Genomic DNA, 25,966 nt, shown 5'->3' on the forward strand with positions numbered 1-25,966 from the left:
TCGTGCTCCTATCTTTTATGATTTTTATATATAACAAGAAGAGAAAGGTATCCTCTCTCTTCTAAGAATTCGTTCCTGATTCAAGAGTAATAAAATCTAAAACAAGCTTTTCTGTACCGAGTAAGGCATATTGGATAAACCCAGACGCTTGTATATCAGAGCCTTTTGTTCTTGATTAATCGTGTACTTTAGGTCCTGCTGCACATTCAACGCTTCTAATGCCGGAAGATTCTCACCGACTAGTGTTACAAGCGTTTTGCTTAATAAAACGGACTCTTTATGAGTTTCGAGTTTCTTTTGATAACGTCCAAAACCCATGCTATTAAGGTCTCCTATGTTCTCATAGATATCTTCAATGGTATTGAAATGAGTTAATAGTGGAAACACACATTTCGGTCCGACCCCTTTTGCGCCTGGAATGTTATCGCTCGTTTTACCGGTTTCCCCTAAGATACTCTTCGCTGCTGTCCATTTGTCTGGTGTAATACCAAATTCATTTTTAAAGTCCTGATCTGTATAGCAAATTTCTTTGCCTGGCTTATTCATAACCTGTGATACATTAGGGCTAAGTAGCTGATACAAATCTTTATCGTTACTGACTACATATACTTGTCCTCCAACCGCTTCATTCCATTGCTTAATGATACCCGCGATTAGATCGTCTGCTTCATACCATCCATCTCTATCCGAAAAAACGGCCACTCCCAATCTCTCCAACACTTGCTTTGTTGTTTCCAATTGCTCTTGAAGTGGATAAGGTTTCTCAGTACGTCCACCCTTATATTCTGAATAAAGCATCTTACGAAACGATATGGATTCCTCGTCGTGTTCATCAAAGACAAATGCAAGATCGGTTGGTACATAACGTGTTAAGTACCCTCTAAGTTGTTGTACTACATTTTTAACAGCGTTAATGTAATAACCTCTGCGATCTCTTGGTAATTCACGATACTCCTTGTTGTGACTTGTAGCGTAATAGGCTCTATTTGTCACATTGTTCCCATCAATAACCATTAAAGTTCGTTCATTTTTCATTTTAGTATCCTCCTAAAAATTGATTACTAGATTAAATATGATGCCAGTATGTCCTGGATTTTGCTTTAGAAAAGACTAAGCTGCCCTTCACTAGAAAGAATGGGTTCCTCAACGCTTTCAGAAGCGGGTCTATGAGCTTGTTTGACTCGTTTAGGGTTGCGGTGTCTTTGATAACACGCACATCCTTTATGGGCTTCCAAATCGATGCCTGTTGTCGTGTAATAACACTCATCTTGTCCTAAGTTGCAGTGTCGCCATCTACCACAAGCAGAAAATCGCTTTGAAAAGCCTGTGTGAGTCTGTTCCTTCATACTTGAATTGGTGTCCATATAAATTCCTCCATTAAGTGATTTGTATAAACAAAAAGAAGAGTTGGGACGTTATCCCACTCTTCTTGAATTAGTTATTTGAATCGTTCGTTGAAATCGTTTGAGATGGTGGTTGTTGTTGATTGTTTGTTGGTAGTTGTTTTTCTGTTATCATCTCGATTAAAATACCTTTGATTGGTGTAATGTAGCGAATTTCTTTTGCAAAGAAATATTCATAGATATTCTTGAAAATCGCCCTTGTTAGTGCTACTAATGCCACACCAAGGAATACGAACATGTACAGAAACAATTGGTCACCAATAACAAGTTCAGTCATTTTCTCGGCTAGTTTATCCCATATCGGGAAGAAAAATAATCCAAGTAAGCCAGTAAAAACGAGAAATTGATTGGTAAGATTCCGTTGTTCGTATCTTTCTAGATTTTCCAAAAGTCTTTCTAATTGTTCAATGTCCTTAATATTGTTTGCTTCCAGATAATCTTTAATTATATTGTATTTGTATTTATCAAATTCTCCGGTATATATAGATTTTCTATACATCCAATAAAAGAAACCTGAAACTACTAAGTTAGCAATAAATGATACCCATAGTAATCCTACGTTGACGGCATCTTCATCCCACATATTCCATATAATTGGAACCCATGTTATTGCTAACAAAACTATAAGAAACCCTAACCAACCATAGGTTTGCTGGTTTTCTTTCTTCTGCTCTTTTTGGAGATAAGACATCGGTTTATCTATCTCCCGATATTTCGAGATAAGATTATTAATTATCATATAAACCCCTCCTTAAATATTTAACTGAGTACCGCTTGTCTGATACTCAGCACAATCCCTCTTAAATTACGTAAAAGTCATGAATATCCTGCTTGCTTTGATATGGACTTACCGTGCAGTTGTTTGAGTTGCTCCTTAAACAACCATAGTTATTAGTATTGATGATGAAGTAATGCATAGAGTTTTCTCCGATGACGCTCTGAAGTTGACTCTGAAGCTTACCAGTTACACGTCTCCCTCTATACATGAGTGTCGCTTGGAGTGGTACGACTTGTACTTTTTGTTGTAGGCCCTCGTTTTTTAGCTGATGAGCTGTATGGAGAGCGTCCCTAAAGTCCATTACTACCACTTGCTTCCCTTCATGTTTAAGTTGATCATCTAAGAGTAATCCGTACATCATATTTTTCCACCTCCCCATAAATAAAAAAGCGATTCAGGACTATATTCGTCCTAGAATCGCTTCTCTTCGCTCTTATATAGATTATTAGTTATGCCATAGAAACAGTTGCTGATAGTTCTTTATCGGTGCGCTCTTCAAATTGAAAATAACGCTTTTTAGCTTGTTCATAGATAGCGTAAATTTCCTGTGAAATGCCCTCAACTTCTCGTTTGTTTGGAGCAGCGTACATTTTCTTTTTCAATTTAGCAATCTTATTCTTCTCTTCCGGTGTTAATATATCTCTGAGCCTAACCTCTTTGGACATATGTTCACCACCTTTTAGTTCCATGTTATTATCTTCCTTATGTTTATCATACCACGATTACCTAAGTAATTTCACACGTGAAGATGAAGTATTCATCATCAAAGAGTAGAAGCTGATATCATAAAGAAATCAGCGCTCTTCATCTTTGTTTGTTGGTTTGTCGTCTTCTACTGTTAATGTTTCATTCTCGAGCTGTTCCATAGACTGGCCATTCTCATGCTTTGAACTTTCAGTGTCAATTCTCTTCTTGAGCAGTACACTTTGAGCTGAAAGTCCGGCAAGAATGCTATAAGCAATGAGGGTTTCTGGATCTTGAGGTGTTGGAAGTAAGTACGTAACTGAAAATAAAGCCGCAACCGCTCCGTAGATAACATCTGCCCAAAAACCAAATTCAATGCTGTAGTCTAAGTTTCTCGGTTTAATCATCTTTTCTTTATTCGTTAATAGGTGCATAACAAAACCTGTCAATCCACCAACTAACGTAGACCCAATTATTAATTCAATTAATCCCATTCTACATTTCCCCTTTCATAAATTAGACATAAAAAAAAGCGGTCTATGTAGAAAGACTGATAGACACACGTATGGAATACAGTGTGTTTTCAATCGATCACATAGACCGCTTTAAATTAAGATTAGTAAATATTAACCTGCTAACCTCTAAGAAGAGATTGCGTTACAGAAAGAATAAGTTAGTTAATATGGTTAAATTATAGCTGTTTTTGTAAAAATTCACAACTATGGTTTTTTACTATATATCACTTAAAATATCTAAAAATTCAGACTTAATGTTTACAATTTAATATGGTAAATGTTAGCATGTATTTTGGTTGGCCAGCCGAAGTACACTTAACATTTATTAAAGGGGTTATCTTATGTTTAAAAAATCAATAGTTGCAGTACTACTTTCAATATCAGCAGTCTTTGTTGGGGGAACCCAAAGCTTTGCAGCTGTAGAAGCTGATGCTATAATCATCCCAACATCTGATGAAGCAGACGAACTGGGCAGAACTTTTACTACTGAAGTTACCCTACATCACCAAGAGCTATGGGACTTAAAATACCAAGTGGAACATATAGAAACCGGTGAGAGTATCGCTAAGGGAATACTAAATACTATGGTTGCTTTTCCTCTAACGAGTCTAGGTGTCGCAGTGGGAACTTCAACTGCAGATTCTGTCATGCAAGGTTACTACTTAGACAATAATAGTGATCACATTGATTACGCGCTCCGTTATTACACAACTGATTATTACGATCTCACCCTCACTTATACACGACTGCAGCGTGGAAATGAAGTAGGGTATAAATTAACAGACATCCATATAGCACCTTACGGTATGTAAATAAAGTTAATCCCAGAAAGCTCATCTCTATGGGGGCTAACTTTTAATTTTACTGAAAAGAAATTTTTCTTTTTAGAGACTACACCGATAAGAGAGTGGTCTATGTAAAAAGACTGTTACACACACACAAGTTTAACACTTGGTGTATTTAAAATCTTTGACATAGACCACTTATAACTAATGTTTAACCTGCAGCATCGAGGTTGTACCCATTAGAATCCTTTACATAACCAGGTATTGACCATATCCCTATCCCCTTTTCTTTCCCTTCGTGTTCTAAATCCATATAATATGCACGCTATTAGCCCCGTCATAAACCGCTGTTTCATAGTCCATTCCCACGTTTCTTTTTAATGACTATCCAACTGTTCTTCGATTAGGTGTGATTTCTTACTTATCTTTGCAATATATCTAAGCAGGTCCAATATTGGATATTGAACTAGATCTCTTTTTTGAAGGAAGCGTACATGGTTTGTTTCTAAATAATCGCATAACCCATATAAGGATACTTTCCAGATAGGAAATCGTTGAACCTGTATAAGATTAGCCTTTTCCATTCTCGAGAAGGCGGAGCAATGAAGCTCTCTCCATCTACTTGGTGGTTAAGTACCATTTCGATCTTTTCCTTTTTCCTTTTCTCTTCTAATGACTCTTTGGAGTTATAGTTATGGTGCAGCATAAGCAGTCCCCCTTAAAAAAAGCCCCCCTAATTCGTAATAGTTCACCTATGCCTAAACAGACATAGGTACTATTTTGAATTAGAGGGGCTCCCTATAATTATTTAGCTGTAACAACTAGTCATTCGTTACTTATAATTTTACACCATTATGTGAAAAATATCATCGGCATTTGAAGGTAGAGGACGCTTTGATATTAATTAATTCTTCATTCTTTTTATGAAATACCTAGCTGCTGAAACTGGACTTGTCATAGATAGTGCTAAGTCCGCTACTTCCAAAACATCAAGTGATTCTGTGCTTTCTTTTTCGTCTATGATATTATTCCTGCTGGCAAATTCTTTAACGTTATCATCAATCATAATACGTAAATATTCCTTAAATTCTACAGTTTCATAGAGTATAAGTAATTTCTTGAAAATTGGGAGCTGATTTGAGAAGTTTTTAACTAAATTATAGGCATTGGGATCATTAGAATATATTTGTAGATTGTCTTCCAAATACTTAATTTTCTCTATCAGAAACTCTTTATAAATTAATAATACTTCTTCTTTTTCGTAATCATCCAGTGAGGGTGGGAAAACAGCAACTCTTTGTGCATCTTTCAGTTTTTTTGATGTTGCTAATCCTATTTCAGCTCTAGAATTTCTGTAAGGTACAGTTTTCTTAATTCCCTCTATATATTCTAAATTTTTCACCATGCTATCCATTTGAACTAGTGATATGGATATTAATTCCTCATTATTATCTCTAAGGAAATCTGCATACTCACCCAGCTTTGTTATTAGGTCTTCATATTTGGTTATGTAAGACTGTTTATCTTTAAGGGGTTCAAAATAGTAATAACTATTGTTCAATTCTTCCTGAGAGGCTTTTATTTCATTTTTTAGATTCAACAATTTTTCTTCGTTGGAAACCTTAAACTTTGTTCCACATTCATCACAAAATTTTGGTGTCCCTTGTCTTGTTTTACCACATACTTCACAACTTCTTTGCAATAGTCCTCACTCTTTTCATTAGTATAGAGAAACGTAGTTAAATATGAGTTGTTTATATATCCATTAAAAATGATAATTAAGAGCAACCCTATTGTTCGACATCTCGTACATTCATTTTATTTCTAAGTGTAAATAATAGATGAAGCTTATTTATTAATTCGAGTAGTAATCCCCATTTGTTGCATGTCGTCGTAGTTATTGCGCATGAAATGCATGTCATTGCTGTGTTTACGAATTGCTCCAACCATTATACTTAAAGCTAAAAATAACAAAGGCAAGAAACCAAACGTTTCTTTTATGTCCAACGCGCTAATGACAATGAAACTCATTAATACAGTTAGAACGAACGCATTAAAGAAGGAATGGATGTAGTGTCCGTTATTGTGCTTCTTAGAATTGGCTTCTTGAACGGAAATGCTCTTTTTAAACGTGAGTTGGATGGTTCTCCTTACTGATGAAAAGTAAAACACTCTGAAAAGGAAGCTTACAAGTAACAAGCTGCCTATGATAAGCAGCAAATAGGATAATACGTCATTGGTAACGAAATGAGCGCTAAAAGTGAGATAAAGGAACAAAATAGTGGTTATGTACCCTTTTATGACTGACTTACTAATTAACATCTATAACTTTCCTTCCTGGTCGAGCTCTTGTAATTTAGAGCTTATATAATCGTCCATAGATTGATTATTTTCTTTTGCTTTCCTTCGGATCCTTTCCTTTAGTTCGTCTTTCAATGTTAGATATAAAGGTGAAATATTACTGATGAGTATTACGCTATTATCAGGTCTGACTGATACTTTACCTTCTATCGCGTATTCTTCCATAGCTTTCAAAGTATCTCTGTGTTCATTTGCATTTACGTTGATATGGACCGGGCTGACCGTCACATATATGTGTTCATGTTTTTCATTTACCTTCATATTACTTATTCCCACGTGTCGGTATAGAATGTCGAAGACCGAGAATACGACGGAAGAATTACTAGTTGGATTCAAGAATTTAAAGGTTACTTCTCCTTTTTTATAGGATCGTTTACCCTTAGATAAGTGATAAGCAACTTGGAATCCTCTTGAGTTAGCTTCGCTATTGTTAAAATGTTCTCCAGAATCTGTGCGAATAAAGAATTTGCCATCATTTACACTGATAACTCTTGCTCGCTCAGTCTCGTTCTGCATGAGTTGGAATAAAGCTATTTCGTGTTCTTTAGAGTAGAAAGAAGCGGTTTCTTTCCGCTTTTTGTTGTAGTTTTGAGCAAAATCCTCTAGATCTTCTTCCCTGATAAAGTTGTAGGTCCTCCCCTTATATGCTTGCTGGAAGGAAACAAGCTTTCCATCTTGGATGTAATTGAATACCGTTACAGGCTTAACACCTAATATTTCTGCTGCTTCCGTTGTAGTTAACCCTGGTTTCTTGAGTGTTTCTTTAAAACGTTCGATTTCACTCTGGTTGAAGTAGTATCCACCGTCATAATGCCATGTTTCTTTATTGATTGGGGCCAACTCATTATTCTTTACGTATTTATAAATAGTATTTTTGTTAACTCCAATGGCTTCCGCAGCTTCCTTAGAGGATACAATCTGTGTGTCGTTGTTGTTCAAAACGTATTCCTCCCTTGTAAGTTCATTTATTGAGATAATTCATGCCCTTTTTCATCCATACGGATCTCTCCATTTATTGTAGATGATGCATGTAATTAGGAACAGTTTTTTTGATAGTTAAAGGCCCATTTTTCAAATGCTTAATACCCCACCACTTATATATCGTCAACACTCAACCGACTTTGAAACAATAGTAATGACTTCGATATAAAATAAAATTAAGAGGGAGAACGTGTAGTCTCCCTCCACCTCTTCCTTAATGTATATTGTTGTTAAGTCTATAAATTAATCTATCTATTGTGGTTGTTATGACCTCTTCAGATGGTTCTACCAATACTTCTTTATCAATAACTTGCATTTTAATTACATACTTATCACCGAATAGAAGGGTGAGAAATACAAATTTGATTAGCCCACGAATTATAACCCTCTTCTCTTCTATTCTATAACTAATACTGTGATTGGTAAGGTAATGGACAATGATTTTTTCAGTTGTACCCTTAACGTTTCTTTGCTCCAATTCTTCACTAGATACTATCTTATATTTCATGTTGAACACCCTTTATACGGCTGTTAATTAGAGTAATAGCGGTTCGAAGGTAAATTACCAATAGTGATTTACTTTTTTGTAGTAATCGAACAATCCTGTACGTTTTAATAGGCCAACTGTAGTTGAGATAGATTTAGGAGGTCTTCCGAGAGCCATTCCTAACAAGTTTGCTCCATCTACTACGAAGAATTTGCACATATATTCATAGTCACTATTGGTATACGGTTTTCCATAATTGGGATGGAAGTCAGGGTGGTATTTCATAAAACCAGACACATCATACTCAATAGGTATATCTTTTCGCGTTTTAAAACGTAATCAGCAACCATTTCAATCCCCTTCCTAGAGACTAAGATATGAAACCTCAGTAATACTTTTTCATAAAACGGAGGGTAGTTAAGAAAGTCTTACAGGTTGAGAAAATCAAGATTCTTACCCCACTTTGAACCGAGTTTCTTCCTATATAATAGGTGTATATAAGAGCCCTCAAACTTGAGGGCTCTTATATGGTTATGAAGCTCGTAAAGTATAAGCTTCTGCTTCTTCTTTTTCGTCAAACACTCTGCATAGATCTGCTTCCATTAAACGAAATGCTCTAGGAGTTTTAGAATCAATCTCGTGTGCGATGTGATATTCCCCCTCCTGCCTTCCGAAAGCAACGGGGATTACACGTTCTCCTTCAACATAATAACCAGCTTTGCCGGTTTGCCATCCCAGGTGCTTCCTCGCATTATTGCGTTGTAACATAAGCACTACGTCGTCAACGTGGTGGTATTGGGTCTTAGATATTTTATCGGGCACTATGTCGGTTAAATGACTAGGCGTACCGACCGTAACTGGAAGTTGTGGTGCGGGATTCAAGCCTACAATAACGCAGTAACCTACAATCCCTTCTAACTTCACAACTTCGCCTAGCTTTAATTGTTCAGCGTCAGATTGCTGCTTGAGGTTTTCGTGGTTTTTTGTAATTAAAGTCATCTTTATTCCTCCTAAAAAATTGATTTTGAATCCTTGTGAGAGATGATGATGAACAGAATGTGTAATGATTAACTAAAAGTATAGTTTTGATTTGTTGTATATAATGTAGCATAGGTTATATTTATAAAGCAACCAAAAATAAAAATAAATGTAAGTTAACCTCATATAGACAAATTGACCATTTTTCCATAGGTGTACTCTTTATGTAAGAATTGACTTTGTAAATATATGAATATATGCTTTTAAGTAACTTGAATAGTAGTTGTTAGATGTTTGCTCTATTAAAGGAGGTTGATTATGAATTACTTAGCAAATGAAAGAAACCCATCAGGGTTGTTGGGCGTACAAGAGGATATTTTAGATTTGCTACAAAGTGACTGTTCTTCACTTGGGATTGTTATAGGTAAGATGAAGTCTCCTGAATATTTTCCAACTCTATTAAATCAAAGATATGAGAATATGGGATTTGGCTATACGCCATTCGAGGGTTTTAGTGATGTTGGACTCATTTACTACTATGTACATAAGCCAAAGGATCTTGATGATTCGAAGAACCGTAATGAGGATACAAAGAAAGAATATCTACGTGAGCTTCTACAGTTTTATCGAAATCTTATCCAATACGCAGAGGTGTTTGATTTTTACGTTAAACAGGGTGAAGATTCACTTTTTAGGTCTATAACAGAGAAGAATATTGAGTATTACCAACACTGGTTAAAGAGTGCACCTTTCGGAAAGGGAGGTATGCCTTATTCAACGGCTACACTGTCGAGGAAGTTAACTATAATTAAGGCTTTCTTGAAGTGGTTAAGGGTGAATAAGTTGATTGAAACGGATTTACACAACGTTTTTTACTCGAGTAATGTGTGGAAGAAGGACCGGCCAGATCGAAGTTTAGGGGAGCATGAAGTTCAGCAAATACTGGACTATCATAGGTTGCATAAGGTTAATTACGCGATTTTACTTACGTTGGCCACAACAGGTGCGCGTGTTAGGGAAATAGCGAATGCGAAATGGTCAGATCTCTATTATGACGGAATTACAGGTCACTACTGGCTGCACCTGATTACGAAGGGTGATAAGGAGCGGGAAGCTCTAATATTTCCAGAGGTATATCGAAGTATTGTGGAATTTCGAAGGATTAGACGTTTGAATACAGAGATAAACGCTGGAGATGACTCGCCTTTATTTGTTACGAGTCAGGGAAAAGCCTATAGTTACAAGTATCTTTCTACGCAAGTTTCCAACATTATTACACAAACAAAGTTGGAATTTCTAAAACACAAGGAGAGGGTCACGCCTCACGCATTTCGTCATTTCTTTGCGAATTATTCACTTTCTCAAGGTGTTCCGTTAGCGGATATCCAACGTACATTAGGACATCAAAAGCTTGAAACCACAATGATTTACGTCAAGAAGCAGCTGGAGCGGAAGGATAATGCTGCTCTTAAGTGGGGACAAAGGATTTATTGATTTTTATGACTTAAAACATATATTTTGTTTGCTGTCCATTTAAACTCATCGAAAAAATATTGAGATTTAAGCCAATTAGTTTCAATTTCATGATTCCTAACTAAATTCCTAGTAATTATTTTAGGCAGTTAGTTATAAATCATGTATATTTTGATGCTTTGGGATAGTTAGTAGATTGATAATTTATCATGTGAGATAAAAGGGAGAGAAGATGTGGAGTAGTGGGCATCTGCTCCCCTTTCCTGCAAGGATAATTGTACTTTTAGAGATGATAGTTAATAGTATAGTAGATTAATTGAAGAGAAAATCTATTTCAATATACAAAAATAACTATTATCTACTTATTGTAAGGAAGCTTATGTCACTCTATAATGGTAGCTATTTACTCACTAAATAATGGAAACACTTACACTCTAATTACATTATTTACATCTATACTAGTAGCTATTTACTTACTCAGAGCATCGGATTAACCACGAAGAAGATGGGATTCACATCTATACTAGTAGCTATTTACTTCGTGTCCCGCACGAATTATGCTACACGGGTACAGATTTACATCTATACTAGTAGCTATTTACTTACAGATTGCTTACGCATTGTTCTTGCTTATCATATTTACATCTATACTAGTAGCTATTTACTTACATTTTAGGTTTAAAAGCAAACAGTCCTAAAATTTACATCTATACTAGTAGCTATTTACTTACTAGGTCAAAATGAGACAGTCCTAAAAGATATAATTTACATCTATACTAGTAGCTATTTACTTACGAACGTGACATTCACGCTTATCGACTTAAAAGGATTTACATCTATACTAGTAGCTATTTACTTACGTGAAGAAATAACATGCAGCACATATTCATTCAATTTACATCTATACTAGTAGCTATTTACTTACCGACGGAGTGCCTAGTATCGCCTGTATCGAGTATTTACATCTATACTAGTAGCTATTTACTTACAAAATAAGGTGTATGACCGGTTAAAGTCTTATCTATTTACATCTATACTAGTAGCTATTTACTTACAACTGTCCGATGGCGATATGGTGCGGACCCGAAATTTACATCTATACTAGTAGCTATTTACTTACATTGAATTCAGATACGAATTATTAGACCGACAATTTACATCTATACTAGTAGCTATTTACTTACGAAACAGAAAATCCCTTGATGCTCTTTTCCTTATTTACATCTATACTAGTAGCTATTTACTTACTAGATAGCCACCAGACCTAATTTAATCGCCTTGATTTACATCTATACTAGTAGCTATTTACTTACAACTAGCAACGGTCTTCGATGATACACGACTACATTTACATCTATACTAGTAGCTATTTACTTACGGAAGCGATTTATAGGCAACAGTACATATGTATTATTTACATCTATACTAGTAGCTATTTACTTACAGCTTCGTATCACAAAGGAGTTAAAGACAAGGCCTTGTGTTATAAGGTCTCCCCTATTATGGACCATTTTAATTACAAAGGCGAGAACCCTTATTATAAAAGGATTCCGTCTTTAGAGTTAGGGGGGTTAAAAAAAGATTGTGTCCGTATCTTTTTGTCCTCCGAAGGTCATAGTTTTAATATCAGAAGCATAACGAGTAGTCATAAACAATACTGTATCTTCGGAAGGATCGAGAAGTTTGTCCAATTCCCCCTCAATTTCCTTAAATTCTAATTTTCGAAGTTCACCTACAAAAACCGAATTTTGTTTATGGCTAAGATATTGTTTCAAGAGCTTATGCACCTTGTGAACTCGTTTCACATTTATGTCATAAACCGCTATGCAATAAAATTCATTTCTTAATTTATCGCCCCTACTCAAGCTTTAAGGCTCCAATACATATTGGCTCATAGGTTTTATCCTCTAACGCAGCACGAATTAATTTAAAAGCCTCTAATTTAATTGAATTTTCTAGCGTGATACGTCGCTTCAGAATCGGATGGCTAAAAGTCTTCTGCATATATCTTTCATATTCGGTAATAACAATTTTTCTAGCTTCAGGAGATAAGGTACACATTCCATCAATTTCTAAGAAATCATCTTTATTTATCATGCGTTTTCTTAGAATGTAACTAATTAGCCGATACGTAATATCAATTTTATATAACTCGGCAATATCTAGTACGAGTGAATTGCGCTTTTGGTCAGAAGAGTGCAGATATGAAATTTCTGTATAGATATCCGTACGAGAAAACTCCGTCTCAATTCGATTATAAAGAAGGGTGTTCAAGAACGAAATAAGTGCATTTACTGGATCTTTCGGAGGCTGCTTGTTACGTTCGTTGAAATTGTATTCAGTATAAAGAGTTTTGAGGAAGGTGTAAAAATATTGCCATGTGATTCCTTCCACTCCCATGATTTCTTCAGTCTTTTGCGCCTCTTCAAGTCTGTTATCTAAACCTTTGATAGCTTGATACGCTTTTTTACTTGCCTCATTGCCTTTCTTTCTATATTGATCTAGATATTTGAGCATGTTTAACCGTAAGGTTTTAATGGTTTTCTTAGCGAGTATCACTCCATCTCGCTCCATCAGCTTAAGCTGTGCCTTTAGGACTTTCCCATTTTTGTTTGGACGTTGATGGTGGAAAGTGCCTATGGGACGCCCATACCAAGAAAATAAATGTACAGCTATTTGATGTTCTCTTGTCAAGTCCAAAAATTCATTTGTTAGCGTGCAGCCGCCAAAACAATTGACTTCTTTAATTTTCTTTATGGGAACCCAAGTTAATTTGCCCTCTTTTACAAGTTTGATTGTATGATCCTTACGTGATAGCTCACCATCTTGAACATAAATATTTTTCATAGTCACCCCACCCAACAATAGTCACGAAATGAACATCTTTGGCACTTGAGGCCGTAGGGAGTTTCTGGCGGCTTCTCCAGTGAAGAACAAACCATCATAGCTTCTAAATGGTTGCGGAGAGAAAGGATTTCTTCATCAGAATCTGTTACTTTTGATAAGACATCTTTATTGTTCGTCAAACGGACTTCTCCATAATGGAAGCCACCTCTCAAAAGATATACGAGTAATTGGTGTCTCTTGCCTTCTATATTTCCTTCAGCCCCTTTTACGAACTCAACAAGGATGTCACCTTCTCGCTTATCGTACTTAACCCAAGGATTACGTGACTCTTCATTTTTCTGGGCATGCTCTGCCCTGCCTAACTGAATATCGTTATTCTCACGGTAGAGCGTTAACCCGTGATAATGAAGCCAAAACGCTTTCGAGCAATATGCAAACTCACTAACATGAGAAGGCTTAAAACGATATAAAAGATATCCTTCAATAAAAGTCAAAGGTCTCCTCCTCCTGCTCTCTATCATCCTCTAGATAGGAGACTTCTCCATTTAATGCGTAAGTGCAGAGGTGTCGTTCACGAAAGTCATCTCTATACGGCTGAAAGAATGAGATACCCATATATTCTTCGGGATTAGGGAGGGTTATCTCCTTTTGATTGTCTAACCATTTGAGGGTGACTGTAACCTTATAGGGCTCAATCTTTTGACGTAGTTGGATTGAACGTTGCACGCGTTCGGCATAAGACAACTTCCCATCTAGGGTACTGAATGCTTCAAGGAAAGCTTCTCTCTCAAAACTTAAAACCACATATATGTCTTGTACATAATTATCAGGTTGTATTACTTGTAACCACTCTGACACACCACGAAAGTTTAGCTTTTCCTCCTTTAAGCGTAGCTCCTCTTCTTTCCTTTGGATATCAATGCCGTTCCTCTCATACAAATAACCATATAAATCGACAAATCTGCCCTCATTAAGCAACTCTCGAGTCTTCTCCCCGTGTGAGAATAAGGGCTCATCGCCCAGGAGTCTTCGTTTTAACCGAAAAACTTTAATGGGGGAAGTTCTTTTCTTGCCAGAGCGGTTGACTCGCCCTGAGAACTGTTCAACACCATCGAAACGGTCAAACTCTTTATATCCAACGTCAAAATCAAAGTCCATCCCAGCCTCTACCGTTCGAGTGGCAATCAAGATTATTGGTAAATCAGCGTCTTCTGCTTTGATAATGGCATTGATTATCTCTCCTTTGTAAGAACTTGAATGACGACCACAAAGAAAATAAACAGGGATTTCGTTCTCATATCGTGCTTTTAGTGCTTCGTGAACGGATTGAGCATGACTGACAAGGTTAAATCCAGTTAAGAAGCGCTTTTTGCCTTTTTTCATTTCTTGCTCAATATCAATCAGGAGTGGTTCAATCAAATCCTCAATATTAACGGGTTTTTCTTCTGCTAATAACTCCTTGATCTCTGTGCGTTGGCGAACAGATTGGTGGGAAAACATGACTTCGTTATCCTCTTTAGCTAGAACCTTCTTTACCCGCTTCTCATGGAGATTGAGGAGCTGTTCTTCTTGAACTGGGAACGTGCCTGTAGTAAACACCCATTTAGTGCCCATTAATTCGCTTATGAGGAGTAGTTCTTCCCAGATTCCTGACCAGAATCTAGAAGGATAGGTTTGAAACTCATCGACTATAACAATGGCATCTAGAAGTGAAAGGAAAGCATAAGCTCGATTTCGTCTTGTGGCGGCTAAGACATCAAAGAAACGCACGTGGGATGTGATGACGATGGGCGTAGAAAACAGTTCTCGCTCGTAGAGCCATAAGTTTGCAGCATTCATCCCTAACTCTTCTTCGAAGGTGTCAGCCTGCCTTTTCATCCTATAGGTGCTCTCTGCATTAACAACATTTATTAAATCGGGACTGATATCAAAAGCTTCCATTGTTTTTAAGTATTGTGCTTGAACACCGTTTAATGGGAAAACGGAGATGAGCTTTCTTTTTCCCTCTTTTTTAGCAATTTGCTGAGCAAGAGAAAGAGAAGAGTATGTCTTCCCTGTCCCGACTGGTGCTTCAAGTATATAAGCATCAACAATGGGATCGTAGGCGTCCTTCGCCTTCTTGTTGAGAAGGGTACGAAGTTCGTTCATACTCATCTCCTCATGAAAGGGTACGTCAGACGATAGTGGTGATTCCGCTATTCTCTGAAAGATTGGGCTGTGGTTCATTCTGTCTTCAAGCTCTACTTGGTCTAGTGTCCTTTCAAACAAGTGAGTGAAGACTTCTTCTTTTCCTCCATCACCAGATGCAAGTGCATCGCTTGTAACTAGAATGGAATAGGCAAAGCGGGCAAAGAGGCAAACACGTTTGTCAAAGCGGTATGATTCACCTGAGAATTGTCTTTTTAAGATTTCAAGACTACGTAATAGGCTCTTACGCTCCTTGTCTTCGATGATTCCCCAGTAGACAAGACGTTTTGTTTTCTCATTTTGGTTTTTTAAAAGCTCCATGAAGTCGAGGGTATAGGATTTTAGTTCCCCGTGGTGGCCTGATATTGTGGCATGCCCGATTGCTAACCGGCTAAGAAGGACATAATCTGTGGAGTGTATCGCCTCCTTTGTAGCCCAAATCAAAAACGAATAAAGTGCATGGCTACTCTCGGAAGACTTTACTCTTTTACCTTCCATTCGCTCTTGGAAATAGGGGTTTGTCTTGCCCACATCATGGTAGCGTATTAAATCTAAGATGAATGCTTGAATTTCTTCCTTGCGATTCAAGGTTTTTCGAAAGAAGGAGTCAGGAAGTGTTTCGGCAAATTGCGTTAGTGGCTTATCGTGTATGGCCAACAGGCGCTTTCCTATTTTAATTACTTCTTCAGTATGTTCCCCTATTGTCATAGCAGGATTTGACTTTGCAAGCCTGTTCCAATCGACGTTCATAGTTGCTTCTCCTTTATTAGTTACTAAAGAAAAACTAGGCGTAGATTATTATCAGTCTCGTAAACTACATCATGGAAAGTTGCTTCAAACGAAGACCAGAAACATTGTCGACGTTCAATTTGCGGTTCATTCCCGGGTACATAAAACTTAAGCTGCGCACCATAATGGTACTCGCCATCTTCGATTTCAAACTCATAAACCTCCGGTTCTGTTTTTACTGATTCAAACCGATAAAGGGAATCGATAGTAGTTCTTCTATCTCTAATAGGTGAAAGGAAGACTTTTTGAACATCCGAAACCTCTACTGGGAATTGGTTCTTACCCATGAAAGGAGGAAAAACACCAGATTTTTTGTTGAGCTTATCTACAATTTGGCAGTAAATCGAGTTATCAACTGTACCTGGTCGAATAACGACCTGGAAAGAAGGTTTAGTGAGACCCATCATCTCGACTTGAAGTGCACCATTCAGGTTGATGTGCTCCATATGTCGATGAATAAGATGATCTTCAAACCATGTGGGATGAGCACTTGGAATGATGGCGACTTCAAGTCCTGAAAGAACCTCATAAAATGGCGTTAAATTCACCCCTCCTAGCCTTTTTATTGTCATCTCTTGGGCATAACCTGGCATCCCAAGCATACCGCCAATCATCCCAAGGACCTCTGTCTTTGATAGGAACGGAGTTGAAACCCTCCGGTCTCCGAGCGTCTCCCCCCATTGAAAGAATCCAAAGGGGGAAGATAACCGGAATTGCATAGCTTCCTGATTATCCAACTTCACCTACATCACCTCAAAGCTTATTGAAAGGTTGGTCTCAGTTGGTGTTGCTAAATTTATAGAAGCTTCATCATATTTAATGTGAACTTGCTTAATAGCATTGCCACCTGCCTCTTCATTTCGATGCTCTAGGTAGGTGAACAGGTTTGCAAGGTCATATGTACTAGGTTCCCCATGGCTACCTGGAGAGACGTTGAGCTTTCCTTGCAAATCAGCCAGGATGGGGTTAGTGTCCTCTGCTAAGTCTACAGTCATCAAAAAGCCTGTAAAGCAGTTCATTTTTTGTGTGGACTGTACGTTTATCGGTCCGTACTCAAGGCTTTCCAACAAGAGTTTGTAGTCCTCCTCGGTATAGATGCACCCTTCATAGCCCTGAATTGATTGGAGGAAAGATATATTTGCTGGATTTACGACTATGTTATAGGCATAATGAGCCTCTGAAAGAAAGTGGCGCTCAAACATACCTCGAGTCGTTTCGCCTTCTCCCCCGCTAGGGTCACTTCCTTTAGTGTTAAAGACCATGCGACCGGTACCTGCATCGAAGTATTCGACTCCATTTCGGTAAACATCAAGACCTTGTGATATTTGGGCCACGCCATGTACGTTGATATTATCGTAGACCATCCCGAATTGGCGGACATCAGCAAACTTCCAGAACACTTTTGAGAAGTCCTCTCCGTATTCTTTTTCTATATGTTTCTTCAGTTCTTTGTTCGTCATTACTTGAATGGATGATGTCGTTCCTTTTTTTATACCCTTCACCCATTTCTTAATGAGGACTTCCTTGCCCATCTGTTCCATAAGATTCCGCACAGCATATTTAAGCGCACGATCAGAGGCAAAATATTGATTGTCATATTTCTTAGGGCTATGGGTGAAATCGCTGTTCCAACTCCCATTTTTCGACACGACTGTTTGTAAAACGTATGAACGATTTTTCTTTTCCATGGTAATTTCCTCCTTGTGTACAATAAATAGAATTTATTCCTAGTGTTCGTTTTCTGCTACAATTTTCGAGTCCTCTTTCTCCTTCTGCCATGCCTCAGATAATAAGCCAGCGGTATAAGAAAACTTTTCTTCAGGGGTCATTGGGCGGTTATTTTGCACCAAGTCGAGATTTTGAGCCAATGCCTTCATCCATTTAGCGACCAATGTTTGATGCTTTGATTCATTGAAATATGCTCTGATAACACCATTTAGTTCATTGTAGACATCTTCATATCGAGGGAGCTTAAGGAATTTAGTCCGAAGCGATTGAAAGTTCCTAGTCTCCTTGATAGCTAGCCCAGCCGTTGCGCCAAGTAGGAAGGCAAATTCGGGGGCGGTTAACTCATCTTGATTGGCAAGCTTGTAAGGTTTTAAATCCTTTGTCATGAAATTCAATCCTTTCAGTTGGCCTTCTTGCCCTTTTCTTAACGCCTGGTATGTAAAAAGAATTCCAAGCAAGTCAAAATAGGACAAATTTTTCCGGATTCTAATAGCCAGAGTGTCAATCCTCTGTATGACAAGATCTTTCACCATATTGGCTAGGGTCTCATACTGACGTTTATCGAGCCTTTTATACCAAAGCTCATAGGGCTTCGTATTTTTGCCTAGAAGTTCTGGTACAATAGATGAAATACGTGAGAATCGCTGCCATTCCTCTCCCTTATCAATCGCGGCATCGAGAATTTCATCACCACTGTGTCGGATAGCGTTAAGGAGATGAGCAGTCTCTAGCTTGTCTTCTAAATCTATGTGAACCATGCTAACGTTTTTCTGACTGTCAGGAGCTAGTTGAATTCGCGTTTCAAGACTCTCGACCCTATCCCCGCCCTGCTTTAAGGTAAAAGTGTGACCGGCCCCTTTGATATTTGCTTGACTATATCCCTTTCCTAGACTGAAAGTTAGATAGCGAAATAGAACCTTTTCAAATAAAGAAGAATGAGGGATAAAATGGCCGTCAAGTCGAGGTGAGTAGTTGCGTCGAAGGGTAGGCTTTTTATCAGTTGGGACTTCGAAGCTATCCTTGTATAATTGAGCAAGATATTCATGGAAGGATGGGGATATCTGTTCAGACTTCGCTTTTCGCTTCTCTTTTAAATTAAGAAGCTCAAATGAGGCTTCTCCCATAAATTCAATTGCCTCGTGAAGGTATAGGACTTCATTCCAACGGTCAGTACCGAGAAATGGAAGATTGTCTAGTTGCCAAGGATATTCCTTTAATAAGTCTATAAAGAACTGATTACCTTCGTCACCAAATGTAGCAAGAGAATTGAAGTCTATAAAAAACGCTGCGCCAGGATAAGTCGTTTTTTTACCAGCAGCCACGTCGAGGGCTTTGTAATCATTGTGTAGGTGAATCAATTCTTGGTTGATTAGTGGATAGAAAGCTTCAAGCAAAGACACTTTTTTACACTTCCCAAACTGACCTGGTGAAATTTGGAGCTCAAGAGCGTTATTTTTAAATACACTGTTTGGCAGAGAACGTGAGATATAATAGTCTGAGAAAGAACTTGTATTCAGTATCTTGGTTTCCCCTGTTATAGCGTTTGACACTTGACGTGCTTGAGAGTTAGCAGGATGGTGCGCGTGGAAAAGAGCACCAAATACATCATTATGCGTCTTCAGATTGTCTGAGATATGTTCCCCATTGATGTATGGGACCCCTTCATCCTCTACAAATGCGAGGGAAATTGGGTTGATTGACTCGAATCGTAAGCGATAAAGACGCCGAAGTGGAACACCGGTGGTGTCAAGCTTACGTCGGAAAAAGTCAAGTTTCTTCTCCTCATCCAAACGGCTATTTACAAAGTTCAATATCCCTTCTATCGACATGGGAATATCTATGTTCATGGTATGTTCAAGACCTTTAAGGAGTCGCACGATACTTGTCCTCCTTCTCATCCATCATTCCAAACCCATTGCTCGTACTCATGCCAATACCCCCTGCATAGAGTATTTTTTGAACTTCGTAACCTGGTTCGTTTTCGTGGAAATACACATCGGCATGAATGCAGTGATAGAGAAGCGATTTTCCATTATCGAGTCTTTTTGAAGGGAATGGAATTGTAATCACTTTTGTGTATAGCTTAATGTTTCGCACAAGGTTTTCTCGTAGCCACTCTAGGTCATCCACCGAATTCATCCCTGATTTCACATAACGGAAAATGATATTTTCACGTAACCGATGCTCAACCTCCACTCTATAATCGTCTGTCTGGATGCGCTTAGTTTTGAAGTACATTGGTGTCACAGTTCTTAGGGCCCCCGTCGGTCCAAAGAATAGTTTTCCAGAACTAACGCTCACAAGACGAAGATCGTCTGTTTCTAATCCGGTGTAGTAGCGAAGATCTTTGAATTCGGCATCCAGACTTCGTAGCTCCACAGTATAGCGGCGCCCTTTTCGATAGACCTCATCGTGTTCCATTGGTGTTGGATTACTGAAACAGTAATAGGAAAAGGATCGTTTGTAGTGTTCCGCGTGAAGCCCCTTCTTGTTTTTAGATATGAAATCTCGGATTAGGATGGCCATTTTTTCGTAGATATCTTTCCGTGCAATAGCACGTTGAGTTGATTCAATTGTCAGATACAATCTATACATGCACATACTCCTTTATTAGCGAAGAGGAAGAGAGGTTTTAGACATTTATGTATTCCTAGTTAATTACAGAGTAAGACTTTATTTTTTGTACATTCATAAAGACCTATCGATTGCCTCTACACCTTCTAGAATACTGGAACTTTCAACCTAATTATTTCAATATTTTATGAAATACGCAATAAATTCTTCTATTAAAACAACTTACTGCCGAATTTTAAAATTTAGATTAGTAAGTAGAAACTTAGATTGGCAAGATACTGTTAATGACTCAAAAACATGAAGGATAAGTCCAAGGCCTATTAGGAACAGTCCCTTTTCTTTGTCAAAACAGTCACTTGAGCAAAAATAGCCGTAGTCGCTAACCAACAAAAAAAGCCCTCGTCAAAGGGGCGATGAGATTATCTATAATCGAAACTTTTGGCTAGGGCTTTTCGCTACAGTATGTAATGCACCCATACAGCGATTTAACTGGATTATCAGTTATAGTTAACAACAGTGATAGTATTTAATAAGGTCTTAATAAGAGGAGAAATACAGTGGCTGCAATAAGAGACAATTTTTATGTATATGGGAAGTTTTATAACTATTGTGATGGGGACGAGATAATACAAGAGTGTAGGAGCCATCTCTATATTATTAGAAAGAGCAATTTGGTACCAGGAGAAGATGTTGAGAAAGCAAACCAAGACGTCAATGTTCTTATGATGAACCCCGGGACATCAAGACCACTTCATGAAAACGAAGAGATCAATGAAGTCCAACTACCTCTCAGTAATAGAAAAGCAGGTAATGTTCCAATCATTGAAGCAAATCCTGATAATACGCAATCTCGAATAATGAGCATTATGAATGAAATGGGTTGGAATAGAGCAACTGTAATTAACCTCTCTGACGTAAGGGATAACTCCAAAACTAATAGTACAGGTAGGAAAGCGTGGCAGCAGATTAAAAGCTTTGAAAAACAATTTGAAGGGAAACCCTATAAGAAGGATCATAGCATTTTCTCAGAGAATAGAAATGAGGAACTATCTTCCGTTCTCAACAAGAACGTACCCCTCATAATTGCTTGGGGTTGTTATAAAGGCATGAACAGTCTTAAACAAATAGCGCATTCTTACCTAGAAGGGGAAAGCCTGAACTACTATTGTGTGAAATCAAAGAGCTCTGATTTATCATATTACCACCCTCTGTATAGTGGGTGGAAGTCAGGGATATTAGAAGTTCTAAGGAAATGAACATATATCGCTAATGCCTTCTTTGGGTGGTATATATGTTTGTTATATGAAATTTCTGTTAATATAATTTGTAACATAGAATACAAAATAAGATAGAGGTGAGGTATTTTGGACGTAATGATTCCAATAGGAATAGGGTTTCTTATTAATTTGGCTGCTTTAATAATCTTTCTTATAATCTTCAAAGATCTAATGAAATCATCTAAATGGACCTTATATCTATCCATTTTAATCTTTGTTCTATCTATATTTATTGGGGGTTGGAGAGGAATGGGTCTAGGTGTAATTAGTTTCGGAATGTTTGCCTTAGCTATAATAACTTTAACTATGGCTGCCTTCAGAAAAACAAAGGTCAACAATTATAAGTAGATAATCAGATCATCAAATAAAAACAGTTGCGCCCTTTCCATGAACGCAACTGTTTTTATTTAGACTAACATTGTAGAGCTTGTGGGCCAAAGTAAGTTCTAATACCTGTAGCTGCCCAACTAATTTCTCCCTCTACACAAGAAACTAGCTCTTTATCACAGCAATTGTCCCCTTCTCCAAATACGGACCAACATCTGTCATGTGCAATACAACACTCATCAGTCTTATTTATTGGGGTGCCCCCGCCGTTATCTAGATCGTAACCACAATTACCCCCACAATGTTGATATCCACCTGGTAAACAACCATCAGCAGTCCACCAAGCTTGTTGCTGGACTTGTTCTTGGTCAGCAATAGCCTCATAGTCAGAGATTTCATCTACTTGGGTAACAAGACTGTTAGCTTTAGTTGCAACGTTAGCTACGATTAGTTCTTCGTTATCGAAGCTGAACGTATATTTATAATTTTCTTGCCCTTTTAGAAGAATGTTTGCGTGAAGGTAATGCTCCCCTTTTGGAAGAGAGTTATATAAGATGCTAATAGTGTCGTCTTCATTTGTTAGTTGAATAATGGTTGAATTGAACTTTTGTAGGTCTTCAGTTTGCCCCATTACAGCTTCTAATGTATGAGCAGCATTTACTTGTAACTGTTCCAACTCAAACTCTTTAACTTCATGCATGGAAGCAACGGTTTTAATGAATTTCTTGTTCTTAAACAAAGAATTGACCTTGTCCGTTAACTCTTCATTCTTAATTTGCTTTTTAGACAGTAATTTACCAATCATAATATCACCCTTTAATTTTATTAAACGTATACGTTGTCACATCCACAATGGTCAAATACATAGTTACCACCGCTAAGAGCTACATAGGTAGCATTACAGTTTACTACGGAGCAACAAGAACGTTTTGATCTACAGATACCACTTTGAGTAGTAACATCTAATTCCTTGTTTTCTTTAGATTTCTGATTGTCTTTCATAATATTGCACCTCCCATGACTTTTAATCACTTACAATATTTAAAGAGCGTTAGAAAAGGAATAAGTCAAATGATTATTAAATTAAATTTCTATGTTCCATGTTTCAAGAAAAAATAAGTCCCACAAAGGAGACTTTATCTTCATTGATTAGTAGAGAACTTCGAATATAGTCTATTCAAATTCAAATGCTTTTCTCTAACTAAACCATTTACTCGTTTTTGTTGAATGTATGAAAGGATATCTTTGCTGCCAAATTTATTGTATAGCAAGGCAATAGCTCCTGTAACATGAGGTGTAGCCATTGAGGTACCTGTTAATCTTGAATACTGATTACCAGGAGAAGTAGACAGGATATTAGTACCAGGAGCAAGGAAATCAACTTGTTCATTCGTATTAGAGTAATAAGCGGGGGTGCTATTCTCATTAAGAGCTCCTACTTGAATTACGTCTGTGAAGTATGCTGGAAATGTTATTTCTTTTGTACTTGGATCTCCATCGCCTTGATTACCTGAAGCACCTACTGAAATAATACCCTGGCTAGTGGCCATTCGTATTAGATGTTTAATTCTATTGCTTTTTTCAGAAGTCCCTAATGAAAAGTTGATTATATTGACCTTTTCCCCTTCTGGTCCTCTCCAATTAACCGCGTACTTAATTGCATCCGCCAATATATCGATACTAGTTGCTCCTTTTTCATTAAAAGTTTTGAGTACTAATATACTTACATTAGGGGCTATTCCAACTATGCCGTTCTTATTGTTATTAGCCGCAATAATACCAGTTACGTGAGTGCCATGCCCTGTGTTGTCACTTAAATCTTCTGTTGATTCACCTTCAACAAAATTCTTTCCTCCAACTATATTTTGTGCTAAGTCCTCATGTTCCACATCACAACCACTGTCTATCACAGCGACCACTACGCCACTCCCGAAACATCCTCTTTTCCATAAATGATCACACTTGATGTCTATTAGATTGGTGGGTACTTTTTCGTCTGGAAACACATTCGTTTTCAATTTAACTACATTAGGTAATTTAATCATGGTTATCACTCTTTTTAGCAGCGGGTATGTGACAGTAATTATGAAGTTTATTGGCTGCCCTTTGTATATCTACTAATGCCTCATATATCACAGTTTGTTGTTCTCTATTTAATTCAGGGTTATCTAGTGTTTTTGATAAGGAAGAACTTAGACACCTTGAATCACATAAACACTTGAAAATGTCTGTTTGCAATTAAATCATTCCCTTCTCATTTAAGGCGGTACTCGGATTCGAACCGAGGATCAGGGATTTGCAGTCCCTTGCCTTACCACTTGGCTATACCACCATGGTATTAGTCATTCTTTTTAACTATTATCAACTCTTCAATTTTCTGTTCAAATCTGTCTATCATCCTCTCTAAACGGTATACAAGGTAAAACACTAGAAAGGTGAGGATATTAGTGTCTTTTAGGTGATTAATTATCGAATTTAAGAGTATATCCACGAGTACCCCCACCTTTACTGTTTACTTGCTTAATTCGTATGACATTTTCCCTGGGCTGAATCCTTGAATGGTAGACTTTTTATCGTCTTTGTCAACAACCATAAAAGGAATTCCTTGTACATCATTTGCTTGTAATACATTTCGATTTTCTACTTGATCAACATCTTTAAAAGTGTAGCTATGCTTATTCTCTTCTAACCATTCTTTCGCTTTAATACAGTGTGGGCACCATGATGCTCCATATAAAGTTACATGAATATTCTCCATTCAGAATTCCTCCTATTTGCACATCTACATAGTAAAGAAGAACTGGGAAGCATATAGTCAAAAGAACATATAAACTTTTTAAATTAGGGATTTAGTAGTATAGTTGAGAACATATGTTCGCAATAAATATAATGTATTTTTTGACAAATTATGATTATATTTCTTTTTAGATGTAGAGGTGGTACTAAATGGAGCTAAAAAATCTCGTAACTGGAGTAAATGAGGAAAAACTGAATAACCCCATAGTAGTAAATTTTCTAGAGCAGGAATCCAATCAACTTCTGTATGAGAGGTACAAGTTAAACCCTTCCAATACTAACAAAAAAGCACTAGATCGCCGCTTCAAAGAATACTTTAGAGAAATTAAGCTTATTTCTTATATCAACAAACTTATTTATCATTATTCTATTGACTTTGACAAAAAAGTAACTGCAAAACGGGATAAGTTTCAATTAACTCTCGATAAACCAATGGACACTGATAAAAGCACTAGCCCTATAACAATGAGGGACACTATTAGTATTAAAGATTCCTTGGACGAAACAGACTTTAGCTTACAAGAATTTATTTCAAACCTAGATGCTTACAAGACTTGGAGAAAGTTAAATACAAAACAGAAGAAGATACTAACTTTAAAGTATAAATACCAGATGAATGACAAAGAAGTGAGTGAGTTTATGGGGGAATCTAAACAAGTTGTATCCTATAACCACAATAAAGCCTTGTTGGAATTAAAAAAAAGTTATGGGGGTAAAGGGAAAAATGTTAATTGCGAACTCTAATGATCAGGAAGAACGTTTCAATCAAATTATCAATGCTTTCGACCCTAAAATTAAGAAGGTGCTCGCAAATACTCCACTTCAAGAGAGGGAGGACTTAGAACAAGAAATTAAGATTAAAATATATGAGAAAATGGATGTTTTAGATAGCTTTAATGCTCCAGGATTTTTTGAGTTTCTGACAAACTAAGATTACTATAGTAAAAGCCCGTTACTTAAGAAGTGAACGGGCTTTTATTATGCGATATTTGAGAC

The 25,966-nt window shown here is 37.3% G+C and carries 29 protein-coding genes, 1 tRNA gene and 1 CRISPR repeat array; of the genes, 5 read left to right on the forward strand and 25 right to left on the reverse strand.

Features of this window, described 5'->3' with window-relative positions:
• Positions 1-96 precede the first annotated feature (96 nt).
• From H513_RS0115260 to H513_RS20405, 6 genes are all read right to left on the reverse strand, one after another.
• Entirely contained in the window at positions 97-1,035 is a 939-nt protein-coding gene (locus H513_RS0115260; protein ID WP_026801510.1) for a 5'-3' exonuclease, read from the reverse strand.
• Between the two features lie 65 nt (positions 1,036-1,100).
• Positions 1,101-1,364 carry a hypothetical protein gene (locus H513_RS20400; protein ID WP_036803245.1) on the reverse strand — a complete coding sequence of 88 codons (264 nt, stop codon included), beginning with the start codon at positions 1,362-1,364 and terminating at the stop codon, positions 1,101-1,103.
• A gap of 70 nt (positions 1,365-1,434) precedes the next feature.
• Positions 1,435-2,142 carry a hypothetical protein gene (locus H513_RS0115270; protein ID WP_026801511.1) on the reverse strand — a complete coding sequence of 236 codons (708 nt, stop codon included), beginning with the start codon at positions 2,140-2,142 and terminating at the stop codon, positions 1,435-1,437.
• A gap of 61 nt (positions 2,143-2,203) precedes the next feature.
• Positions 2,204-2,542, reverse strand: a complete 339-nt coding sequence (locus tag H513_RS0115275; protein ID WP_026801512.1) for a hypothetical protein — start codon at positions 2,540-2,542, stop codon at positions 2,204-2,206.
• A gap of 88 nt (positions 2,543-2,630) precedes the next feature.
• Positions 2,631-2,870, reverse strand: coding sequence for a hypothetical protein (locus H513_RS0115280; RefSeq protein ID WP_026801513.1), 240 nt, complete (start codon positions 2,868-2,870; stop codon positions 2,631-2,633).
• A 105-nt stretch (positions 2,871-2,975) separates the two neighbouring features.
• Positions 2,976-3,359, reverse strand: a complete 384-nt coding sequence (locus H513_RS20405) for a DUF4257 domain-containing protein (RefSeq protein ID WP_036803246.1) — start codon at positions 3,357-3,359, stop codon at positions 2,976-2,978.
• Positions 3,360-3,721: 362 nt separating this feature from the next.
• On the opposite strand from H513_RS20405, the gene H513_RS0115290 reads away from it, so the two are divergent.
• Entirely contained in the window at positions 3,722-4,192 is a 471-nt protein-coding gene (locus H513_RS0115290; RefSeq protein ID WP_026801514.1) for a hypothetical protein, read from the forward strand.
• 478 nt (positions 4,193-4,670) lie between these two features.
• Here the strand turns inward: H513_RS0115290 and H513_RS0115295 are convergent, their stop codons facing one another.
• The 7 genes from H513_RS0115295 to H513_RS0115320 form a co-directional block, all read right to left on the reverse strand.
• Positions 4,671-4,871 (reverse strand): hypothetical protein, encoded by a 201-nt coding sequence (locus tag H513_RS0115295; protein WP_026801515.1) that lies wholly within the window; start codon positions 4,869-4,871, stop codon positions 4,671-4,673.
• A 198-nt stretch (positions 4,872-5,069) separates the two neighbouring features.
• Positions 5,070-5,867, reverse strand: a complete 798-nt coding sequence (locus tag H513_RS0115300) for a hypothetical protein (RefSeq protein WP_026801516.1) — start codon at positions 5,865-5,867, stop codon at positions 5,070-5,072.
• A 146-nt stretch (positions 5,868-6,013) separates the two neighbouring features.
• Entirely contained in the window at positions 6,014-6,487 is a 474-nt protein-coding gene (locus tag H513_RS0115305) for a hypothetical protein (RefSeq protein ID WP_026801517.1), read from the reverse strand.
• Complete coding sequence (locus H513_RS0115310; protein WP_026801518.1) at positions 6,488-7,465, reverse strand: helix-turn-helix domain-containing protein; 978 nt, start codon at positions 7,463-7,465, stop codon at positions 6,488-6,490.
• 256 nt (positions 7,466-7,721) lie between these two features.
• Positions 7,722-8,015 carry a hypothetical protein gene (locus tag H513_RS0115315; protein WP_026801519.1) on the reverse strand — a complete coding sequence of 98 codons (294 nt, stop codon included), beginning with the start codon at positions 8,013-8,015 and terminating at the stop codon, positions 7,722-7,724.
• A gap of 54 nt (positions 8,016-8,069) precedes the next feature.
• On the reverse strand, positions 8,070-8,279 hold the full coding sequence (locus H513_RS21710; protein WP_154655270.1) for a DNA-entry nuclease: 210 nt from the start codon (positions 8,277-8,279) through the stop codon (positions 8,070-8,072).
• 246 nt (positions 8,280-8,525) lie between these two features.
• On the reverse strand, positions 8,526-8,993 hold the full coding sequence (locus H513_RS0115320) for a hypothetical protein (protein WP_026801520.1): 468 nt from the start codon (positions 8,991-8,993) through the stop codon (positions 8,526-8,528).
• A 297-nt stretch (positions 8,994-9,290) separates the two neighbouring features.
• On the opposite strand from H513_RS0115320, the gene H513_RS20410 reads away from it, so the two are divergent.
• Positions 9,291-10,466, forward strand: coding sequence for a tyrosine-type recombinase/integrase (locus H513_RS20410; protein WP_051240058.1), 1,176 nt, complete (start codon positions 9,291-9,293; stop codon positions 10,464-10,466).
• Positions 10,467-10,890: 424 nt separating this feature from the next.
• A CRISPR array of direct repeats spans positions 10,891-11,889; the repeat unit is 32 nt; unit sequence ATTTACATCTATACTAGTAGCTATTTACTTAC.
• Between the two features lie 127 nt (positions 11,890-12,016).
• On the opposite strand, the gene cas2 is transcribed toward H513_RS20410, so the two are convergent.
• From cas2 to H513_RS0115365, 8 genes are read right to left on the reverse strand one after another with little or no spacing between them, the layout of a single operon-like run.
• On the reverse strand, positions 12,017-12,310 hold the full coding sequence (gene cas2, locus H513_RS0115330; protein WP_026801521.1) for a CRISPR-associated endonuclease Cas2: 294 nt from the start codon (positions 12,308-12,310) through the stop codon (positions 12,017-12,019).
• The gene (gene cas1, locus H513_RS0115335; protein ID WP_026801522.1) at positions 12,303-13,292 is read right to left on the reverse strand and encodes a CRISPR-associated endonuclease Cas1; all 990 of its coding nucleotides are present in this window, start codon (positions 13,290-13,292) and stop codon (positions 12,303-12,305) included. The genes cas2 and cas1 overlap by 8 nt, the downstream gene beginning before the upstream one ends.
• Before the next feature lie 2 nt (positions 13,293-13,294).
• Positions 13,295-13,786 carry a Dna2/Cas4 domain-containing protein gene (locus H513_RS0115340; protein ID WP_026801523.1) on the reverse strand — a complete coding sequence of 164 codons (492 nt, stop codon included), beginning with the start codon at positions 13,784-13,786 and terminating at the stop codon, positions 13,295-13,297.
• The gene (locus H513_RS0115345) at positions 13,773-16,229 is read right to left on the reverse strand and encodes a CRISPR-associated endonuclease Cas3'' (protein ID WP_026801524.1); all 2,457 of its coding nucleotides are present in this window, start codon (positions 16,227-16,229) and stop codon (positions 13,773-13,775) included. The genes H513_RS0115340 and H513_RS0115345 overlap by 14 nt, the downstream gene beginning before the upstream one ends.
• Positions 16,230-16,252: 23 nt before the next feature.
• Complete coding sequence (locus H513_RS0115350) at positions 16,253-16,987, reverse strand: Cas5 family CRISPR-associated protein (RefSeq protein ID WP_211226518.1); 735 nt, start codon at positions 16,985-16,987, stop codon at positions 16,253-16,255.
• A gap of 24 nt (positions 16,988-17,011) precedes the next feature.
• A complete protein-coding gene (locus H513_RS0115355) occupies positions 17,012-17,956 on the reverse strand; it encodes a type I CRISPR-associated protein Cas7 (protein ID WP_026801526.1) in 945 nt (314 codons plus the stop codon).
• A gap of 39 nt (positions 17,957-17,995) precedes the next feature.
• Positions 17,996-19,873 carry a hypothetical protein gene (locus H513_RS0115360; RefSeq protein ID WP_026801527.1) on the reverse strand — a complete coding sequence of 626 codons (1,878 nt, stop codon included), beginning with the start codon at positions 19,871-19,873 and terminating at the stop codon, positions 17,996-17,998.
• Positions 19,860-20,591: a hypothetical protein gene (locus tag H513_RS0115365; RefSeq protein ID WP_026801528.1), complete on the reverse strand. Its 732-nt coding sequence runs from the start codon at positions 20,589-20,591 to the stop codon at positions 19,860-19,862. Before H513_RS0115365 ends, H513_RS0115360 begins: the two co-directional genes overlap by 14 nt.
• Before the next feature lie 536 nt (positions 20,592-21,127).
• Between H513_RS0115365 and H513_RS0115370 the strand changes: the two genes are divergently transcribed.
• Entirely contained in the window at positions 21,128-21,826 is a 699-nt protein-coding gene (locus tag H513_RS0115370) for a DUF1643 domain-containing protein (RefSeq protein ID WP_026801529.1), read from the forward strand.
• A 433-nt stretch (positions 21,827-22,259) separates the two neighbouring features.
• Here the strand turns inward: H513_RS0115370 and H513_RS20990 are convergent, their stop codons facing one another.
• The 4 genes from H513_RS20990 to H513_RS20420 form a co-directional block, all read right to left on the reverse strand.
• Positions 22,260-22,979, reverse strand: coding sequence for a phospholipase A2 family protein (locus H513_RS20990; protein ID WP_051240060.1), 720 nt, complete (start codon positions 22,977-22,979; stop codon positions 22,260-22,262).
• A gap of 337 nt (positions 22,980-23,316) precedes the next feature.
• On the reverse strand, positions 23,317-24,219 hold the full coding sequence (locus H513_RS0115385; protein ID WP_026801531.1) for a S8 family peptidase: 903 nt from the start codon (positions 24,217-24,219) through the stop codon (positions 23,317-23,319).
• A gap of 216 nt (positions 24,220-24,435) precedes the next feature.
• A tRNA-Cys gene (locus H513_RS0115390) sits at positions 24,436-24,506 on the reverse strand.
• Between the two features lie 180 nt (positions 24,507-24,686).
• Entirely contained in the window at positions 24,687-24,932 is a 246-nt protein-coding gene (locus tag H513_RS20420; protein ID WP_051240062.1) for a glutaredoxin family protein, read from the reverse strand.
• A 188-nt stretch (positions 24,933-25,120) separates the two neighbouring features.
• Between H513_RS20420 and H513_RS0115405 the strand changes: the two genes are divergently transcribed.
• Both H513_RS0115405 and H513_RS0115410 read left to right on the forward strand, forming a co-directional pair.
• On the forward strand, positions 25,121-25,714 hold the full coding sequence (locus H513_RS0115405; protein ID WP_051240064.1) for a sigma-70 RNA polymerase sigma factor region 4 domain-containing protein: 594 nt from the start codon (positions 25,121-25,123) through the stop codon (positions 25,712-25,714).
• Positions 25,695-25,901 carry a hypothetical protein gene (locus tag H513_RS0115410; RefSeq protein WP_036803248.1) on the forward strand — a complete coding sequence of 69 codons (207 nt, stop codon included), beginning with the start codon at positions 25,695-25,697 and terminating at the stop codon, positions 25,899-25,901. The genes H513_RS0115405 and H513_RS0115410 overlap by 20 nt, the downstream gene beginning before the upstream one ends.
• Positions 25,902-25,966: the final 65 nt, after the last annotated feature.

The organism is Pontibacillus halophilus JSM 076056 = DSM 19796 (assembly GCF_000425205.1).
GTDB lineage: Bacteria > Bacillota > Bacilli > Bacillales > BH030062 > Pontibacillus_A > Pontibacillus_A halophilus.